General features: G+C 68.6%; 14 protein-coding genes. 6 read left to right on the top strand and 8 right to left on the bottom strand.

All coding sequences use genetic code 11. The features are described 5' to 3' along the window. Nucleotides 1–32 precede the first annotated feature (32 nt). The 4 genes from G6045_RS11660 to G6045_RS11645 form a co-directional block, all read right to left on the bottom strand. On the bottom strand, nt 33–713 hold the full coding sequence (locus G6045_RS11660; RefSeq protein WP_165331810.1) for a TetR/AcrR family transcriptional regulator: 681 nt from the start codon (nt 711–713) through the stop codon (nt 33–35). A 213-nt stretch (nt 714–926) separates the two neighbouring features. Then, nucleotides 927–2543: a class I adenylate-forming enzyme family protein gene (locus G6045_RS11655; protein ID WP_165331809.1), complete on the bottom strand. Its 1617-nt coding sequence runs from the start codon at nt 2541–2543 to the stop codon at nt 927–929. A gap of 165 nt (nt 2544–2708) precedes the next feature. Next, a complete protein-coding gene (locus G6045_RS11650) occupies nt 2709–3998 on the bottom strand; it encodes a PQQ-dependent sugar dehydrogenase (RefSeq protein ID WP_206343623.1) in 1290 nt (429 codons plus the stop codon). Nucleotides 3999–4084: 86 nt separating this feature from the next. Continuing rightward, on the bottom strand, nt 4085–5542 hold the full coding sequence (locus tag G6045_RS11645) for an outer membrane protein assembly factor BamB family protein (protein WP_165331808.1): 1458 nt from the start codon (nt 5540–5542) through the stop codon (nt 4085–4087). Between the two features lie 357 nt (nt 5543–5899). Here G6045_RS11645 and G6045_RS11640 point away from each other — a divergent pair, with 357 nt between their 5' ends. Then, nucleotides 5900–7135 carry a hypothetical protein gene (locus G6045_RS11640; RefSeq protein WP_206343622.1) on the top strand — a complete coding sequence of 412 codons (1236 nt, stop codon included), beginning with the start codon at nt 5900–5902 and terminating at the stop codon, nt 7133–7135. Between the two features lie 52 nt (nt 7136–7187). Further along, nucleotides 7188–7889 (top strand): alpha-ketoglutarate-dependent dioxygenase AlkB, encoded by a 702-nt coding sequence (locus G6045_RS11635; protein WP_235967806.1) that lies wholly within the window; start codon nt 7188–7190, stop codon nt 7887–7889. Here G6045_RS11635 and G6045_RS11630 read toward each other — a convergent pair. From G6045_RS11630 to G6045_RS11620, 3 genes are all read right to left on the bottom strand, one after another. Further along, nucleotides 7858–8250 carry a DUF2283 domain-containing protein gene (locus G6045_RS11630; RefSeq protein WP_206343627.1) on the bottom strand — a complete coding sequence of 131 codons (393 nt, stop codon included), beginning with the start codon at nt 8248–8250 and terminating at the stop codon, nt 7858–7860. The two genes, G6045_RS11635 and G6045_RS11630, sit on opposite strands and share 32 nt — an antisense overlap. Nucleotides 8251–8306: 56 nt before the next feature. Further along, the gene (locus G6045_RS11625; RefSeq protein ID WP_165331805.1) at nt 8307–10172 is read right to left on the bottom strand and encodes an RICIN domain-containing protein; all 1866 of its coding nucleotides are present in this window, start codon (nt 10170–10172) and stop codon (nt 8307–8309) included. 122 nt (nt 10173–10294) lie between these two features. Next, entirely contained in the window at nt 10295–12886 is a 2592-nt protein-coding gene (locus G6045_RS11620) for a beta-glucosidase family protein (RefSeq protein ID WP_165331804.1), read from the bottom strand. A gap of 232 nt (nt 12887–13118) precedes the next feature. Here G6045_RS11620 and G6045_RS11615 point away from each other — a divergent pair, with 232 nt between their 5' ends. Together G6045_RS11615 and G6045_RS11610 are read left to right on the top strand one after the other, a co-directional pair. Next, nucleotides 13119–13682: a TetR/AcrR family transcriptional regulator gene (locus G6045_RS11615; protein ID WP_408056327.1), complete on the top strand. Its 564-nt coding sequence runs from the start codon at nt 13119–13121 to the stop codon at nt 13680–13682. A gap of 311 nt (nt 13683–13993) precedes the next feature. Beyond that, the gene (locus G6045_RS11610) at nt 13994–15016 is read left to right on the top strand and encodes a DNA-directed RNA polymerase subunit alpha (protein ID WP_165331803.1); all 1023 of its coding nucleotides are present in this window, start codon (nt 13994–13996) and stop codon (nt 15014–15016) included. 514 nt (nt 15017–15530) lie between these two features. Here the strand turns inward: G6045_RS11610 and G6045_RS11605 are convergent. Then, nucleotides 15531–15938, bottom strand: a complete 408-nt coding sequence (locus G6045_RS11605) for a response regulator transcription factor (protein ID WP_206343621.1) — start codon at nt 15936–15938, stop codon at nt 15531–15533. Between the two features lie 106 nt (nt 15939–16044). Here G6045_RS11605 and G6045_RS42365 point away from each other — a divergent pair, with 106 nt between their 5' ends. Further along, nucleotides 16045–16584, top strand: a complete 540-nt coding sequence (locus G6045_RS42365; RefSeq protein ID WP_165331802.1) for a response regulator transcription factor — start codon at nt 16045–16047, stop codon at nt 16582–16584. A 208-nt stretch (nt 16585–16792) separates the two neighbouring features. Next, a complete protein-coding gene (locus G6045_RS11595) occupies nt 16793–18427 on the top strand; it encodes a PfaD family polyunsaturated fatty acid/polyketide biosynthesis protein (protein ID WP_165331801.1) in 1635 nt (544 codons plus the stop codon). Nucleotides 18428–18463: the final 36 nt, after the last annotated feature.

Below are 18463 nucleotides of genomic sequence, written 5' to 3'. Positions count from 1 at the left end.
ACCAGCCTGATCAACAGGTAGGGATTCAGGATTCATTGCTGATCGGCGCGCTCGAGAAGCCCGCCGATGGTGCGGGCGAGCACCTTGCGCGCCTGCTCCACATCCAGGTGGAGGTCGCTGCGCAACGTGTCCCAGTGCGGCCAGACACTGGCGGCGAGCAGAGCGTCCACGAGCTCGCCGCGGGATCGTGCGGACAGCTGGGCCAGTTCCGTACGGAAGACCGTCTCCACGTCCGCGCGGGCCAGTGCCAGCGTCTCCTGTTTGATCAGCCGCAGCTCCTCGGAGAACGGCTCGTGAATGCGGGCCGCCCGCCAACTCGGCGCCATGGCCTCCAGTACGCGGGCCCGCTGCGCGACGAACGCCGCGATGCGCTCGGCCAATGCTCCTTCGGGCGGGATCGGTTCGATCAAGGAGAGCAGAATCTCCACATCGCGCCGGCCGGCGTGGGCCAGCAGGCTCTCCATGTCCTCGAAGTGCTGCCAGACGGTGCGCAAGGACACACCGGCCTGCTTGGCGATACGGGGCGCGGTCGGGCGCAGGTCGCCTGCGGCGTTCAGGGCGCGAATGGCATCGATGATGGACAGGCGGGTCCGCTGGGAGCGGGCCGTGCGACCGTCCGTGGCAGGCCCGGACCGGGCACGGGCGACGGGCCTGTCGTCCACGCCGCCGGCTGCGGCGTGGGACTGGTCGGTGCTGGTGGATCGCTTCGTCATCTGATTGCCGTCTCGTGCTGCCCCGCGGTAGGTGCGGCCTGCAGGCGTCGGGCATCCCTTTCGGGACGCGGGAAGTGGGTGGCCCGGGCTCCCGCCGCGGCGGAGGCCAGGCACGCTGTTCGCCAACGGTCAGCCACAGCAGCGTCGGTGTCAACGACACCGTCCACGCTCCTTGCAGCAACCATCCCCTCCCGGGCCGGTGGGCACGGCACGTCAGCGGCCCTCGGCCGACTGTCGTGCGACGGCGCCTTCCCGAGCCTCGCGGTCCGGCTCGACAAGGGTCCGCAGCGCGTTGCGGTCGAGCTTTCCCACACTGGTCAGCGGGAGTTGGTCGAGTACGCGGATCTCGCGCGGGTACTTGTGGGCCGCCAGATGGTCGCGCGCGTACGCGATCAGCTCCGCGGACTCTGCCCGATGGCCGGGGTGCAGTGCGACGAAGGCGACGACCTCCTCACCCAGTCGGCGATCGGGGCGCCCGACCACACCCGCCTGGGCGACCTGCGGATGGGTCAGGAGGGCGTCTTCGACATCGCGGGGGAAGACGTTGAAACCGCCGCGCAGGATGAGGTCCTTCTTGCGGTCGACGACGTACAGGAAGCCGTCCTTGTCGAGGTGACCGATGTCGCCGGTGTGCAGCCAGCCGTCTCGCAGGGTCTGTGAGGTCAGGGTGGGCGCGTGCCAATAGCCCCGCATGATGCCTGCGGACCGTACGCAGATCTCGCCGTCGCTGGCGGCGGGCAGCGCGCGGCCCGCATCGTCGCGGACCTCGACGCAGTACCCGGGCAGCGGCTGGCCGACGGAGCCGGGCCGGATGGCGTCGGGACGGGTCGCGGAAGTGACAGAGCCGGATTCCGTCAGTCCGTAGCCCTCCAGGATGCGGCTGCCCGGCACGCGCTCCTCCCAGGCAAGCCGGGTCTCGTACGGCAGCGGAGCGCCGCCGCTGTTGACCAGGCGCAGCGCGGACAGGTCGGTGTCCTCCAGGGGGTGCCCGAGCAGCATTTGGATCATGCTGGGGACCAGTGTGGTGCGTTGGATCGCGTGTTCCTGGGCGAGGGCGAGCCATTCCGCCGGGTCGAACCAGCGTTGCAGGACCCCGAGTTGAGGTCGGGTCGACTGCCAGCCTGCCAGGGTCACGATCAGTCCATACGCGTGGGACAGGGGCAGCGGGATGAGGGTGCGGGTGATGCCCTCGGTCAGGCCTGGAGCCTCGCCCGCCTGGTAGGCGGCGAGGGAGCAGGTGTACAGGTTGCGGTGGCTGAGCATGACGCCTTTGGCCCGGCCGGTGGTGCCGCCGGTGTAGAGCAGAGCGGCCAGATCTTCGTTCGTACGAGTAACGATGCCGGCGGCGTCGGTGGCTTCGATGTCGGCGAAGGTGGCGACGCCCAGGGTGTGTGGCAGGCCCGCTTCCGCGTCCTGCGGGAGGTCGTCCACGACCAGGAGGTGCCGTAGCTCGGGCGCGCCGGCTGCGGCTTCGGCGACGGTGGTGAGCAGGCCCGAGGCGGTGATGATCGCGCGGGCTCCGGAGTCGGTCAGGATGTGGGTGAGTTCGGCTGGGCTCACCAGGAACATGACCGGGGTGACCACGGCGCCGGCCCGCCAGATCGCGTTGTAGGCGACGGACACCTCGGCCCGGTTCGCCATCAGGACGACGACCCGGTCCCCCGACCCGATACCGAGCAGGCTCAGCGCGCCGCCGATCCTGGCGGCTCGGTCCTGCAACTGTGCGAAGCGGTGGACGCGGCCGTCGCACACCAGGGCGTCGTGGTCTCCGTGCCGCTCGTATGCGGTCTCGGGGAGCAGCGCCAGATTCAGCGCGTGGTGGATGGACATGGATGTGCCTGCTTTCGGTTCGTGCCGGGCACTGCTCGGGAGGCGGGGCCGTGTCACGTCACTCGGCCGCTGCGGTGGACGTGGTGGCGCTCGGTTCATGGCCGCGCGATCGATGTCGTGCGGGTCGACCTGGCGCGGTCGATGCCCTGGCCGAGGGCGGCGCGCTCACCAGGGGCGCGCTCTCCAGGGCATCCGCCATACGGCGCCGCTGCCCGCGCTCGCGTCCACGGTGCCCTTGCCCGGCTCGAAGTGCCCGAAGTCCAGGGCGTAGAGGTATCCGTCGGGTCCGAAGCGGACGTCGATGGGGCGGTGCAGCGGGGAGGCGAGGGTGGTGCTGCTCCAGTCGGCAGGGTCGACGAGCGCGAAGCCTCGCCCGGCACGTGGCCCGGACGGCGCGGTCATGGGTATCTCGTCGCCGAACAGCGCCACGAGGATCCGTCCGTCCGGTGTGTGGTCCATCTTCACCGCCGACGCATGCGGTGCGAAGGCAGCCAACGGCTCCTGTGGTGTGGGGAGTTCGTCGTGGTTGGCGAGGACGAAGCCCGGGGCATCTCCCTGCTCGGGGGTGAAGCGGGCGTCGCTGATGGGGATGCCGCCGATGAAGTCGGGCCAGCCGTACCAGGCGCCCTCGCGTACCTCGAAGAGCAGCTCCGGTACGTTGCCGACGGGGCGGCTGCCGCGGTCGTCGGCGCCCTGGTCGGTGGCGAGGAGGCGCCCGTCGGGCAGGAAGAGCAGCCCGAAGGCGTTGCGCAGTCCCCAGGCCACCAGTTTCAGGTCGCTGCCGTCCGGCTCGCAGCTCATCACGGCCGAGGTGCACGGCAGTTCGGCAGGGATGCGGGTTCCGGCCGGGTGCGCGGTGCCGAACTGGGCGAAGGGCCCGGTGACTGCTGTCGTGCCCTGCTCGAGGGGGTTGTCCGTCCGGGCGCGGACCCCGGTCAGTTCGACGTCCAGGCCCGGGATGTCGATCGGGTGCGGGATCTTCTTCAACCAGCCGATGTCCAGGGCGTCCAGACCGATGATCGAGGTGTTGGTGGCCGCGCCCTGGCTGAAGTAGAGCCTGCCGTCCGGCCCGAAGGCGGTCATGTTGGTCTGGTAGTTGCCCCCGCCCGGCAGATGGTCGAGGACGATGTCGAGGGGGCCGCCGTCCAGGGCGAGCCGCAGGATCCTCCCCGGTTGGCCGCCTTCCGAGATGTACAGGCCGCCTTCGTGGCAGGTGAGGCCGGTCACGGGGGTACGCAGCCCGTCGGCGAGCAGGCTTCGGCAGCCGTCCGGCCCGATATGCCAGATGCGGCCGCCGGACGGCGCACCGGCGAACGGCAGGCCCGACTCGGCGACGTACAGCTGTCCTTGGTTGTCAAAGGTGATGCTGGTGGGGAAGTGCAGGTCGCGGGCGAAGGGTTCCAGGGGCAGTGCGGCCGTCGCGGTTTGGTGCGGCGATGATGCGGTCGTGGCCATGCGTACTCCTTGCCGGGTGAGCATGCCGGACTGCCCGAATACAGGCAGCCCGGCGATACGAGGGCCGTCGAATGGCCAAGGGCAGGTCAGTACAGGCCCAGCGAGCGGATTCCGCCGGGGGCGCTCGCTCCCCAGGTCCATCCGTAGCCGACGTACACGCGGCCGCCGGAGACGGTGGGGCCGCCGGCGGCGCCCTTCTCGATGAGGGTGGCGCCGTCGGGATTGCCGATGTACTGCGACAGCAGCGTGTGACCGGTCGCCGCGCTGTGGGCGCGCAGCGTGCCCTCCCACGTGGTGAAGTACAGAACCCCGTTGGCGACCGCGACGCCGCCGAAGCCGCCTTCGGGCAGGTCGACCTGCCACTTGGTGGCGCCGGTGGTGGCGTTCAGGGCGAACAGCGTGGCCGCGGTGGGCCGGGCGTCGCCGCGACTGGTCGCGGTGGCCTCGGTGTTGCCGACGGCGTAGATCGTGTTGTCGGCGTACGCGGTGGTGTGCTCGATGCCGCCGAGCTGGGTGCCCTCCACCAGCTTGCGCGACCACACCAGTTGCCCGGTCTTGGCGTCGAACGCCTTGTAGGAGCCGCCCTTGTCGCCGCAGCCGACCACGCGGCGGCCGTTGATCGTGAACAGGTTGGGGGCCGCACCCAGGTCGGCGTCCTTGCCGTAGGGCGCCGCGTCGGAGAAGACGTCGTCGGGGGTGTACTGGTGATGCCAGGCGATCTTCCCGGTGCGGTAGTCGATCGCGACGAGCGAGTCCGACATCGGCCCGGCGGGCGCGCTGTAGGCCTGGCCGGTGCCGATGTAGGCCAAGCCCAGGTCGGTGTCGACCGCGGCCGATGACCACACCGACACACCGGTGCAGGTGCCGGTGCACACCGGCGTGCGCCACTTCACCGCGCCGGTCGCGATGTCCAGGCCGACCACGCTGCCCTGGAACGGCGGGTTCGCCGGGCTGAACACCTGGAACGAACCACTGCCAATGATCAATGTGTCGCCCGCGACGACCGGCGAGGACCAGATCAGGGCGTTCGGCGCCGGCTCGATGCCCGTGCCCCACTTCTTGGCGCCGGTCTTCTTGTCCACGGCGTACACCATGCCGCCGTATCCGGCGCTGTAGACGGTGTCGCCCACCACGGCCGGGGAGCCCGGCAGTTGGGCCGGATTCAGCTTCGTCTGCCAGATCGACGCGCCCGAATCGGCCTTGCGTGCCGTGAGGTTGCCGGCGAAGTCCGAGTAGTACACGACGTCGTCGACCACGGCGGGCGTACTGGTGACGGCCGCGCCGGCCGCGGTCCACTTGGCGTTGAGGTTCTTGATGTTGCTCGGACTCAGCAACCACTCGTTGGCGCGGCGCGTGTTGGCCAGGTCATGTCCGAAGCCGGGCCAGTCGCTGGACATGGAGACGCCGGCGTCCGTTGTGATCTGCGCTGAGGGCTGGGCAGGCACGGGTGGCGTGGCGGTCGCGACGCCTGGTCCGGCCAGGGTCAGGGTGGCCGTCACGGCGGTGGCGGCGACCAGTGCGGTGATCGACTTCCGTGTCGTCACAAGCATGAGTGTCTCTGCCTTCCTTGCTTCTTCGATGCCGAGGGGCGCGCTGCAAGGTCAAGACGACCCAACTATTGGCACTTGCCGTGCAAATAGTGGGCGCGGCAGGAGTATTCACCGACTGCACTCCGAGTGCAATAAGTTGGCGCACGTCACTTCGACGACTGCTGGCCGAGGCGGAGCAAGCGCAGCGACTCCCGCCTGCTCGTCTACGGGGATGGGAAGATGAACACATGGCCGACTCTTGGCCGTTGAGGTTCGCCGGTGAACACCCACGCGAGGTTGGGCCGCTCAGCGGAACCTCTGCCATGTCCACCCTCGTGAGCAGCCCAACTCGGTGAACGGCAGGACCGTTTGATGTACGCAGCAGAGCCGGCAGAAGCCCGCATCGATGACGCCGGCAACCTCTTGGTCGCACCGTCGACGTTGCAGGACCATGACGTGGCGAGGGACTTCTTCGGGTCGACCATCACGCCGGACCAGCTCACTTCCGGTTCGTGCGACCTCGCGCAGAAGACGGTCTACCTGTGTGGTGACGTATCCAAGATCAGTGGCCGTCAACTGCGCACGGCCGCCCGGGTATTCGTCGTCCGGGAGCTGTCACCCGGGTACCGCGAGGCCATTGACTCGTCGTGGACTCCCGTCGGGCTCGGCCGGGTCCCCCTGGGCGTACACGGCGTCGGCGTGCACTACCGCCGCTACTTCGACCTCGACGGCGACCACTTCACGCGGATCCGTACGGAGCACGCGTTCCAGTCCCTGACGGAGTCCACCAAGCCTGGAACAGCCCATCGCAGTGGCATCTATTTGACGCCTGTCACGCAGGACGGTGGCGCACTGCATTTCCGGCTGCTGCGGTGTTCCACGAATCTCTCGGGGCCGACCGAGACCTTTCGCCCGACCGACATGCAGATCGTCGAAGCGCTGAACCGCGAGGCCGCTGCCGTCTTCCGGAATCACGCACCGCTGAATCACGTGCTCGCGCAGATCTACCACAACACCCTTGCCACGACCGAGCGCAAGCAGGCCAAGGCGAAGATCTCGGCCCATGCCGACAAGACAAAGGACATGCCCGCCAACGGGATCATGGCCTTCTGTACCTTCTACGACCGGCTCGACCAGCTGCAGCCGCTGGCCAAAGACGTCTTCGACTACGGCGTGAAGGGTGTCAGCGCACTGACGAGACTTCGCTTCCGCCTCAAGGAGAAGGAGGCGGCCGCAGACAGCAACGAGAACGCGTTGCCCCAGCAGTTCTCCGTCACTCTCTATCCAGGCTCCGTATTCATGATGCCTCTGTCCACCAACCGCCTGTACACGCACGAGATCCGGCCCTCAGCGTTGAACGCCGAGCTGCTCCCGACCCGCCTCGGTTACGTGGTGCGCTGCTCGAACACCAAAGCCGTTCACAAGAACGGCAACACCCACCTCAAAGTGGCGGGACGTCTGCGGCCACTTGAGCCGCCCACACCGGCGGGCACGGACGAGCTGCGCCGGCTGTACGCCGAGGAGAACCGGACCTCTTCCCTCATTCACTACGATGACGATTTCCTCTTCAGCATGAACTCGGGGGACTACCTTGCGCCTCGAATCTAGGATCCCGCGCGAGTTCATCTCGATCGCTTTGCCGGCAGCGGACAATCCCTTCATGGAACTGTCCGAATCGGTCCGCTGGGAAGATCTTGGCAAGGGTCGGCAAGGCGCCACACTCACCGACATCGACTACGCCGGCGGCGTGCCTCTCGTCCGCACCACCACTCGCTACAACAGCTCCACGCAGCGCTTCCGGACGGTGCACCAGCGGCTGGCACGAGAGATTCAAGAGCGCGCGGCGCTCCCGGTCGGCTTCAACAACGCGCTCATCGAGCAGTACACGAACGCATACAAAACCATGGGCGGCCATTCCGACCTGGCCCTCGACCTGGCCGACGAGTCGTTCATCGCCGTCTTCTCCTGCTACCGGCATCCCGAAGCGAGCCCGCCCAGAAAGCTGATCGTCGAATCGAAAGACTCCGCTGACGATCGGTTCGATATTTCTCTCACGCACAACAGCGTCGTCGTGTTCTCCGTCGAATCGAATCGCCGCTTCAAACACAGGATCGTGCTGGAGTCGTCTGCCCCGACGGCGGACAACACATGGCTGGGCGTGACCTTTCGCACGTCGAAGACCTTGCTACGTTTCCGCGACGGACATGCGTACCTCCCGCAGGGCGAGCGCCTCACACCGGCCGACGACGAGCAGAGCCGCGAGTTCTATCGCCTACGGCGCCGCGAGAACAACGAAACGGACTTCGCCTACCCCCAACTGACCTACACCGTCAGCGAGAGCGATCTGATCCCACCCGTCTGACCTGCTCCGCGGACTGGAGCAGGTACTCGGGCAATTTCGAGCCGGCGGCCAACACTTCGATGCCGATGAGGCGGCCCTGCTCGTCGAAGTCGAGGTTGATCATGCCGTCAACGTCCACCGGATCGCAGGGATACATGCGCGCGGACTTCACGCGGGCCTGCGGTTCGGTGAGGTACACGTACGCTGCGTCCACTGTCTTGTCGTAGGTGACTCTGATGTCTGCCACGGTGAGAGGGCTCCCTTGCTGTTGTTTAGCAACGCAGACCGCACCGACCACGTCGGCAAACAGTTTGCCCGACACAGCCAGCGTGAGCCGCTGACCTGTCGCGCCGTGCCGCACGCTGACACCGCCACGCGCCATGTCCGGCACCCTCGTTCACGGTGCCGGACATGGGACCTGCCGGGCCGGTCAGCCGGTCAGCCGGTCAAGGTGAACGCCTGGGCGGTGGAGCTGCCGCAAGGTTGCTGCGACAGGCGGGCGCCGTTGGCAGTCGAACTTCCGTCGACGGCCAGGCACTTGCCGCTGTGGCGGGCGACGAAGCGGTAGCGGCCGGTGGTGCCGACCGGTTCGGGGCGCCACTGCTGGTTGGTGCCGCCCTCATAGCTCCACAGATGGACCTTGGTGCCGTCGGCGGTGGCTCCCGGGCCGCCGTCCACGTCCCAGGCACGCGAGTTGAACTGGTTCACCACCTGGTAGTAGCCGCCGCTGGTGGGCCGGAACTGCCACTTCTGGTTGGTTCCGGTGCCGCAGGCCCACTGCTGCAGAGCAGTTCCGTTGGCCGTGCCCCAGTCGGCGGCGTCCAGGCAGGCGTTGCTGTTCGCGTTGGCCACGCGGTACCAGGAGGCCGGATCGATCGGACCGCCCGGATCGGTGGTGCCGTTCCCCGCCCAGGTGATCGTCGCGATGGCGCCGGCCGGCAGGTTGTACGTGAGGGACTTGCCGCCCTCGGTGAGCGAGAAGGTCTGGGCGCTCGACGCGGTGTTGACCACGTACGTGGCGAATGTGCCGTCCGGGTTCTGGAAGCTGACGTTCTGCACGCCGCCGGCGCCCTGACTGGTGGAGCCCACGCGGGTGGCTCCGGGCTTGATGAACTTGGTGACGTGCCCGAGGACGTAGTACTCGGCGCCACGGGTGACGTTGCCATTGGCGATCTCGACGACGCCGTTGCAGCGGTTGGTGCAGTGGCCCTGGTGCGGGCCGCCGTTCTGGTCGAGGGCGAGGTTCCAGTTGACGACGGTCTCGCCGCCGTTGCGCATGTTCTGCACGACGAGGTTCTCGGCATGCCACTGGAGGGTGTCGGCGAAGGTGTTGGCGGTGTCGGTGCCGGAGCACTCGGTGAAGAAGACCCGCTTGCCGGCGTTGACGATCTGCTGCTGGGCGGCGGGAGCGCCGCCGTAGCAGTGGAAGGCGGCGCCGATGACGCGCGGAATGTTCTGGGTGGAGTTGAAGACTTCGATCGGGTAGTTGGGGTGGTCCCAGTTGTGGTCGTACGCGAGGACGTTGGTCGGCAGCCCGGCTGCGGTCAGGCTCTGGTCGAGGACCTTGAGGAAGGCGGCCTGCTCGCTCGACGTCATGGCCATCGACGGGTAGCTGGTGGCGAATTCGGGCTCGTTTTGCACCGTGAGGTCGGTGAGGGTGATGCCTTCCTGCCCGTACGCCTTGATGGCCTTGACCAGGTAGTCGGCGTACGCCTGGTACTGATCGGTCTTGAGGCTGCCGCCGTTGAGCGAGTTGCCCGACTTCATCCAGGCGGGCGGCGACCAGGGCGAGCCCATAAACCGGATCGCCGAGTTGAGGGCGGTCGCCTGCTTGACGACCGGGATGATCTCCGCCTTGTCCCGGGCGATGGAGAACGATCCCTTGGTGTCCTCGTACGTGTAGAAGCCGCCGGAGTTGAAGTCGGTGCTGCCCAGCGGCTGGCGCAGATAGTTCAGGCCGATGCCCTCGCTCGGGGAGAACAGCGACTTCATCAGGTCGGCGCGCTTGTCGGCGGGCAGGGCCTGGATGAGGTGCGCGGAGGCCTCGGTGACCGAGGCGCCGGCGCCGGTGAACTTCTGGCCCTTGTTGGCCGCGTCGACGCGTATGTCGACGGGCTGGGCCGTACCGGTGAACGGCACTGTCTCGGGCGTGAGTTTCTTGGCTCCGTCCTTCGTGGTGACCCAGACCTGTGCGGTGGGGTCGGCGGCCTGGGCGGTGCCGGAGTTGACGACGCCGAGACCGGCGACGGCCAGTACGAGGGCGGCGCCCGCGGCGCGGGCCCGTGGTGTGGTTCTGCCTGGCATGTGCGGCTCTCCTTTGGTGGGGGTGACCTGACACGTGCGGTGGTGCGGCCGGGCCGACCGGTCGGCGCATCCGCGCTTGCGCGGACGGTCCGGCGGTCGAAGGCGTGGTGCGCCGGTGCGGGTTATCGGGCGGCGGGGCGCAGCGTGTGCCGGGCTCCGGCTGCGTCCGCCTGTACGTCGAGGTCGAGCGCCAGGCGCAGGTCGCGGCTGGAGCGGCCGATGCGCAGCCGGTAGCGGCCCGGGCGCAGGCGCCAGCGGCCGCTCTCCTCGTCCCAGGCCTGGAAGGAGCGCCACGGCAGCGTGAGCGTCACCGTCTGCGTCGCGCCCGCGTCGACTTCGGTGACCGCGAACGCGGCCAGGACGCGGACGGGTTCACGGTCGAGGAAGGGCTGCTCCAAATACGCCTGGACGACCTCGCGTCCCTTGCGGGGCCCGGTGTTGGTGAGGGTGACCGTGACGTGGGGTCCGTCCCCGCCCGCGGGGCTGGGCAGGGGTGCGGGAACGGACAACTCGGGGGCCTCGGCCTGCCGGTAGGACCAGGTGGTCCAGCCCAGGCCGTGACCGAAGGGGAAGGCGGGCACGGTGCCGGCCCGGTCGTAGCCGCGGTGGCCGATGTCCAGTCCCTCGCGGTAGTCGACGATGCCGTCGACGGGGATCGCGTCGGGGACCGGGACGTCCTGGGCGCGGGCAGGCAGTGTCCACGGCAGTCGCCCCGTGGGTTCGGCGCGGCCGAGCAGCACGTCGGCGAGCGCGTGCCCCGCTTCCTGCCCGGGCAGCCAGGCCCACAGCAGGGCCGGCACCTGGCCGGCCCAGGGCAGCAGTACAGGGGCGCCGGCGTTGACGACCACGACGGTGCGGGGATTGGCGGCGGACACGGCACGGACCAACTGGTGCTGCTGCTCGGACAGTTCGAGGTCGGGGCGGTCCCACCCCTCGGACTCGACCTCCTCGTTGGTCCCGATGACCACCACGGCGACGTCGGCCGCGCGTGCGACGGTCACCGCCTCGGCGATCTCGTCCGCGACGCTCGGACCGGGCGGCTGATGGCGCAGGTGCGCGGTGACGAAGCGCCCGTAGCCCTCGCCGTCGACGACCCGCAGTTCGATCCGCAGGGCGAGTACGACCGGGGCGTCGCCCACCTGCACGGTGTGGCGGTGCGTGGCCGGGTGGTTGTGGGAGGACTCCACGATCAACTCGACGCCGCGGTCGTCCTGGCCACAGTGGACGACCTGCTCATCCAGAGTGACTGTGAAGCGCCCGGCGCACCCGAACTCCAGGATGTGGGCGCCCTGTTCGGCCAGTGTGATCCGGCTGGTGAGCACCACATCACGGACGCCGTCCGCGACGGAGTGCGACCCCCAGTCGCCGGTCGGGCGGGCCTCCTGGCCGAGCAGTTTCCCGTCCTCGTCCAGGTAGGCGGCGTGCATGCCGTCCAGGCGCGCGGCGTCGATGAACGGTGCGTGCCGCCGTGAGGAGCCGCCCCGGTGCACCGTGAGCTTCACCTGGTCCGGCAGCGCGGCCCGCAATCCCTCGACGAAGCCGACCGTGCGTATCGCCGGCACGTAAGCGCTGCCGCCGCCTTGCAGATAGGGCTCGATCGCGTTCGGTCCGATCAGCGCGACGCTGCCCAGGCGGTCGGCGGCCAGCGGCAGCAACTCCCCCGCGTTGCGCAGCAGTACGGTGCCCCGCGTGACGACCTCGCGCAGTGCGGTGAAGTCCGCGTCACCCACGGGTGCGGGCGCGGCGCAGGGTGGCAGCGGCGGGGCCTGCTCACCTGCTTGCCAGGGCTCGGTGAGCTTGCCGACCCGGTCGGCGAGGCGCAGCAGCCGCAGGACCTTGTCGTCGATGACCGCCTCGGCCACCTCCCCGTGACGTACCGCCTCGACCAGCGCGTCACCCCACGGGCCGTCGGGGCCGGGCATCACGAGGTCGAGGCCCGCGTTGGCGGTGGCGGCGGTGGTCCGCGTGGCGGCCCAGTCGCTGATCACGGCTCCGTCGTAGGCCCATGCGTCCTTGAGTACGCCCTGCAGGATCCGGCGGTGTTCGAGCACCGGAGCCGTCTCGGTGCCGTCGTCCAGGCCCGAGTACGCGCCCATCACGCTCCATGGCCCGGCCTCGGCGAGCACCCGCTCGAACGGTGCCAGGTAGACCTCGCGCAGGGTGCGCGGATCGATCTTCGCCCGGTAACGCGTACGGTCCGTCTCCGAGTCGTTCGCGACGAAGTGCTTCAGGCAGGCCGCCACACCCTCCTCCTGCAGACCCCGCACAAGCGCCGCGCCGAGCGCCCCGGTCAGCAGCGGGTCCTCGGACAGGCACTCGAAGTGGCGGCCGGCGACCGGGGTGCGCTGCAGGTTCACCAGCGGCGCCAGGACGACGTCCACACCTTTGCGGCGGGCCTCCTTGGCGAACAGCCGGCCCAGGCGCTGCGCCAGCTCCGTGTCCCAGGTCGCGCCCGTCGCGCTCGGGGCCGGCGCCAACAGCCCCGTCTCGCCGGGCACTTCACCGGTGCCCCGTACACCCTGCGGCCCGTCGGAGGTGACCACGGGGTGCAGACCAAGGCGCGGCTCCCCGTGCGTCGACCACAGGCTCGCCCCGGTCAGCAGGCGCACCTTCGCCGCCAGATCCAGGCCCTTCACCAGCGCGACCCGGCGGGCCTCGGCGGCCGCAGCCGGGGGCGCCGATGCGGCGGAAGCTGCGGGCGACAGGACAGTCATGTGGATCCCCTCGTGCCGTGACGGCGGCATGGCGTCGTGATGACGGCCACATGAAAGCACACCTGCTAAGTACTTAGTAAGTGATCCAGGTCACACTCCAGCGCTCTCTGTGACGATCACCAACTCGGGACCTAGGGTGTGGCGGGTGAGTGAGCACTCGACAGCCAAGAAGAACCGCAGGACCCAGCCCCGTACGCCCCGCAGCGCAGAGGCCAAACAGCGCCAGCAGGACATCCTGCACATCGCCATCGACACCTTCGCCGCGCGCGGCTACAACAACGCGCCACTGCAGGAGATCGCCGATCGCGCGGGGCTCACCCAGGCCGGCGTCCTGCACTACTTCCGCACCAAGGCCCAACTGCTCACCAGCGTCCTCGAACTGCGCGACCAGTCCGACATCGAACAGCTCGGACCCGACCGGCCGCAGGGCCTCGCCTTCCTCCACCACCTCGTCGACACGGCCCACCGCAACGCCGAACGCGAGGGGATCGTACGGCTGTACGCGGTCCTGTCGGCCGAGTCCGTCACCGACGACCACCCCGCACAGGTCTACTTCCGCGACCGCTACACCGGGCTGCGCGCCTTCGTCGCCGACGCCCTGCGCGAGGCAACCGGCCTGCCCGAGGACGACGACCGCATCGCCCACGCGGCCAACGCGCTCATCGCCGTCATGGACGGCCTCCAGGTCCAGTGGCTGCTCAGCCCGGACGCCGTCGACATGGCGACCTCGACCGAACTTGTCCTGAACTCCCTGCTGGCGACACTGACGCCGGACAGGTCCTCCACAGCCAAGTGACGCCGGCGGCCGTGCCGCCCCGCTCGCCTCCCCGGATGCGGCGTACATCACCGGCACAGTGCTCACCGTGGACGGCGGCGCAAGGGCATCCACCGGCCGGCTTCACCGCGCGAAGCCCTGGCACAGCGGGCCCGTCGACCGGACCACGCCGGCCGGCCGCTGCGGGAAAAGTCGCCGTCGCGCGGACTGTTTGGGACCCTTCTGTGTCCGGGTGTGTGGGCGGTGCGGCGTCGGGTGGGGTCGGATTGCCGGTAGCGTGCAGTGTCCATGGCGTCGCATCAGGGGGCGCCGGAGTCTGGAGGCACCACCGCATGCTGATCGCTCAGCGCCCTTCGCTGACCGAAGAGGTCGTCGACGAGTTCCGTTCCCGGTTCGTGATCGAGCCCCTCGAGCCGGGCTTCGGCTACACGCTCGGCAATTCTCTGCGCCGTACGCTGCTGTCCTCGATCCCGGGCGCCGCGGTCACCAGCGTGCGTATCGAGGGCGTGTTGCACGAGTTCACCACCGTGCCGGGCGTCAAGGACGACGTCACCGACCTCATTTTGAACATCAAGCAGCTCGACCTGTCCTCCGAGCACGACGAACCGGTCGTCCTCTACCTGCGCAAGCAGGGCCCCGGCGTCGTGACCGCCGCGGACATCGCCCCGCCCGCCGGCGTCGAGGTCCACAACCTCGACCTCGTGCTCGCGACGCTCAACGGCAAGGGCAAGCTGGAGATGGAGCTGACCGTCGAACGCGGTCGCGGCTATGTCTCCGCCGTGCAGAACAAGCAGGTCGGCCAGGAGATCGGCCGTATCCCGGTCGACTCCATCTACTCGCCGGTCCTCAAGGTCACTTACAAGGTTGAGGCGACCCGAGTCGAGCAGCGCACCGACTTCGACAAGCTCATCGTCGATATCGAGACCAAGCAGGCCATGCGTCCGCGTGACGCCATGGCATCGGCCGGTAAGACGCTGGTCGAGCTGTTCGGTCTGGCGCGGGAGTTGAACATCGACGCCGAGGGCATCGACATGGGCCCCTCCCCCGTCGACACCGCCCTGGCCGCCGATCTCGCTCTGGCCATCGAGGAACTGGACCTGAGCGTCCGCTCCTACAACTGCCTCAAGCGCGAAGGCATCCACACCGTCGGCGAGCTGGTGGCGCGCTCCGAAGCGGACCTGCTGGACGTCCGTAACTTCGGTGCGAAGTCCATCGACGAGGTCAAGGCCAAGCTGGCCGGCATGGGCATGGGCCTCAAGGACAGCCCGCCCGGATTCGACCCCACCACCGCAGCCGATGCCTTCGGTGCCGCCGATGACGCGGACGCGGGATTCGTCGAAACCGAGCAGTACTGAACGGCTACCGAAGGACCCGGCTACGCGGACGGCTGCACGCGGCACGCCGTCCGCGTTCACCCGCCCGCGCGACATCTTGTCGGCTTTCGCCCACGTGAAGTTCGGGGCGGAGAAGCGTTTTTCGGGGGTGCTCTCGTAGGCGTCAGCGCTGGTGCCGGTCAGGCCTACCGCAGCGAATGCAGCCTAGGGCGTGGTTGGCCGCACGTGATCACGCCTGCCCTCGGCGGCACGTAGGGCAGGGTGGAACAGGGGGAGCCGTGTCGGGAGCAGTCCTGCGGGCGGCGCGGCAGAGGCCGTCTTGGAGTGCCTGAGTGAAGCCGTCGGCGATCGCGGCGTCCCAGGTCGCAATGTCCTGAGATGGCTCCTGATCGCGTTGTGTGATCCGGCTGCGTTCCAATTCCGCACCCCTTGCCTGCCTGATGAACAGTCTTGACGGTCTGCCATCGAAGCACCGGGCGCGGTGAGTTGAGTATCGTCCATTGTGCCGAGGAATAAGGACACGATTTCGGGGAAGCTAAGGGCCGAGCGGGTCGACGTCGATGAGGCCTTCCCGCAGCGCGACCACGGCAGCCTCAGTACGGTGGCTGACCTCCAATTTCCGGAAGACCGACTGCAGATGAGTGCGCACGGTGTGATCCGAAATCCCCAGACTTCTCGCGATCTGACGGTTCGAACAACCCCGCACCACAAGGGTCAGAACCTGGCTCTCCCGGTCGGTGAGAGCGGCCCTCTCAGGCTCAGCAGTTGCCGACGGGCTCTCCACGTCAGCGGCCGGCGCCTCAGCCTTGAGCGAGCGCGCAAGGGAATCGAATGCAGCCAGTTGCATTTCTGCTGACCTGCGTAGGGACTCAATGGCGCCCAGGATGCCGCCCGAGGGTTCCTCTTCCTCGCCACCCGCCCCGTCATCTGCCCCATCGGACACATTCCCTCCCTCGAGATCATGCTCAATAATGCCTGGGCACCTGGTCGGCAGGGTCCGCCATCCGGGTGACGGTCAAGCGCGGCCAGTGCACTGAGGGGCTCATACGATGAACGTATCCGCCCCCTGTGCGCCCTCCCTTCGTGCGGGGAACGACCCCATCACCCCCCACAGACGCAGGTCCAGCGATGAACCAGCAGGGGCCAGGGGCAGAGATACCTCCATGGAATCCGGCGACGCTCCCCCAGAGCACTCCCATCTCACGGTCGGCCCTGAGACTTTCACCGCACTGCGCAACAAAATCGCCGAAGGGCAGCAGGTCCTGCATCAGCTCATGCTGCGTATGCAAGAGGTGCAACAGACCCTGGACGCACTGGCCGGCGAATGCCCGGAGTGCGCATCAACCACCCGGTCCGCAGCCCGTGTTCCACAGCCTCGGCCGGCCCCGGCACGACTCACGCATCAGGAACGCCGAGTCCTCGAGTTCCTCGCTCGGGGAAAGACGAACGCGGAGATCGCCAGGAAACTCGGGCTCTCCGAAAAGACTGTGAAGAACTACGTGCACAGCGTTCTTGGAAAACTGGGTGTCACCACTCGGACGGAAGCCGCGGTCGTTGCCCTGAAGAGCCGGTCGCACCCCTGTCCATAGTGACGATGGCCGCGGCGCCTTGGCGACATCCCCCTTTTCCCTTCACAAGGACGGGACTGTCGCCAATGGCAAGTCCGTTGGCGCTATGGGCCCAGGCCCAATGTCGGACCGACGAATCAGCTATACCGACGGATCTCTCCAGAAGGCAAGAATTGAAGCCACGGTGCAACAGCGCCGGGCCGCCCACTTGCCTTCAGGAGCTGATGCGATGCCGACGGCAGTGTTCAACCGCAGCAGGCCGGAGACTTTCGGCTACTGGTCACCTGGCACCTATGCCGCCGCCTTCACTCCTACGGCCATCAAGGAACTGTCCAGCGACCCGCGGCGCGCCCTGTACGTGCTGCGCCGGGACAGCGACGGGGCGCTCGGCGCAGCAATCGAAGGCTCGGCGCAGGCGCATCCCGGGGGCGGTGAGGCCCACCGGATCGTCGGTCTGCTGCCGGCCTTGTTCCCCGAATGGCTCGGCGACCGTACCTTCGCCGCCGCGCACGGGGTGCGATTTCCGTATGTGAGCGGGGAGATGGCCAATGGGATCGCCACCACCACGATGGTGACGGCCATGGCCCGGGCGGGCATGCTCGGCATGTTCGGCGCCGGGGGCCTGGCACCACAGCGTGTGGAGCAGGCCGTCCTCGACCTCCGCCGAGAGCTCGGTGCCGGGCCCGGCTGGGGCGTCAACCTCATTCACTCCCCGGCCGAGCCGGAGCTCGAGGCGCGGGTGGCCGACCTCCTTGTACGCCATGAGGTGCCGCGGATCTCGGCCTCCGCCTACATGGATCTCACGCCTGCGGTGGTGCACTGCGCCATGGCCGGGCTGCACACGGACCGGTCAGGCCAAGTGGTGCGACGCACCCAGGTGTTCGCGAAGATCTCGCACCCGGACGTGGCAGAGCGGTTCATGTCGCCCGCACCGCCGGAGTTGCTCCGGTCACTGGTGGCGTCCGGACGGCTGACCGACGAGGAGGCCCGGCTCGCCGCCCGTATCCCGGTCGCCGAGGACATCACTGTGGAGGCCGACAGCGGTGGGCACACGGACAACCGGCCGCTGGTCGCATTGTTTCCGCGGATCCTCGCTCTGCGCGACGAGTTGTCCGCCCGCCACGGCTACGCCCGTCCCATCCGGGTGGGCGCGGCCGGCGGCCTGGGTACCCCGCAGTCCGTCGCCGCCGCGTTCGGGCTCGGTGCGGCCTATGTGGTGACGGGTTCGATCAACCAACTGGCCGTGGAAGCAGGGCTGTCCGAGGCAGCGAAGGACCTGCTCGCCGGCGCGGACGTCGACGACGTGGTGATGGCTCCGGCTGCCGACATGTTCGAACTCGGCGTCAAACTACAAGTGTTGCGGCGCGGCACCATGTTCGCCGGCCGCGCCGCACAGCTGTACGAGATCTACCGCGAGCACCCGTCGCTCGAAGCGCTCCCCCAGGCGCTGCGCGACAAACTGGAACGGGACGTGCTGCGCCTGCCGCTCGCCGAAGTGTGGGCACAGACCGAAGCGTTCTGGCAGCGCCGTGATCCAGGCCAGCTGGAACGCGCCCTGCGCGATCCCCAGCACAAGATGGCCCTTGTCTTCCGCTGGTACCTGGGACGATCCAGCGTCTGGGCGATCGAAGGCGACCCGCAGCGGCGTACCGACTACCAGATCTGGTGTGGCCCCGCGCAGGGCGCCTTCAACCGCTGGCGCGCCGGAAGCTTTCTGCAGGACCGGGCGCACTGCACCGTCGCGCAGATCGCCCGCAACCTCATGGAGGGCGCAGCCGTGGTCACCCGCGCCCAGCAGCTGCGCAGCTACGGACTGCCCGTACCCGGCGAGGCGTTCACGCCGAGGCCACGACCGCTCGGCTGACCGCCCGAAGCCCACCTCCCCCACGCGCTTCTACCC

Source organism: Streptomyces mesophilus (genome assembly GCF_011044995.1).
Taxonomy (GTDB): Bacteria; Actinomycetota; Actinomycetes; order Streptomycetales; family Streptomycetaceae; genus Streptomyces; species Streptomyces mesophilus.
Note: the sequence above shows the minus strand (reverse complement) of the source record. Positions and strands in the feature narration are given on the sequence as shown.

Coding starts and splice junctions, on each gene's coding strand:
- G6045_RS11660 (WP_165331810.1), bottom strand. CDS start 713: ATGACGAAGCGATCCACCAGCACCGACCAGTCCCACGCCGCAGCCGGC.
- G6045_RS11655 (WP_165331809.1), bottom strand. CDS start 2,543: ATGTCCATCCACCACGCGCTGAATCTGGCGCTGCTCCCCGAGACCGCA.
- G6045_RS11650 (WP_206343623.1), bottom strand. CDS start 3,998: ATGGCCACGACCGCATCATCGCCGCACCAAACCGCGACGGCCGCACTG.
- G6045_RS11640 (WP_206343622.1), top strand. CDS start 5,900: ATGTACGCAGCAGAGCCGGCAGAAGCCCGCATCGATGACGCCGGCAAC.
- G6045_RS11635 (WP_235967806.1), top strand. CDS start 7,188: ATGGAACTGTCCGAATCGGTCCGCTGGGAAGATCTTGGCAAGGGTCGG.
- G6045_RS11630 (WP_206343627.1), bottom strand. CDS start 8,250: ATGGCGCGTGGCGGTGTCAGCGTGCGGCACGGCGCGACAGGTCAGCGG.
- G6045_RS11625 (WP_165331805.1), bottom strand. CDS start 10,172: ATGCCAGGCAGAACCACACCACGGGCCCGCGCCGCGGGCGCCGCCCTC.
- G6045_RS11620 (WP_165331804.1), bottom strand. CDS start 12,886: ATGACTGTCCTGTCGCCCGCAGCTTCCGCCGCATCGGCGCCCCCGGCT.
- G6045_RS11610 (WP_165331803.1), top strand. CDS start 13,994: ATGCTGATCGCTCAGCGCCCTTCGCTGACCGAAGAGGTCGTCGACGAG.
- G6045_RS42365 (WP_165331802.1), top strand. CDS start 16,045: ATGAACGTATCCGCCCCCTGTGCGCCCTCCCTTCGTGCGGGGAACGAC.
- G6045_RS11595 (WP_165331801.1), top strand. CDS start 16,793: ATGCCGACGGCAGTGTTCAACCGCAGCAGGCCGGAGACTTTCGGCTAC.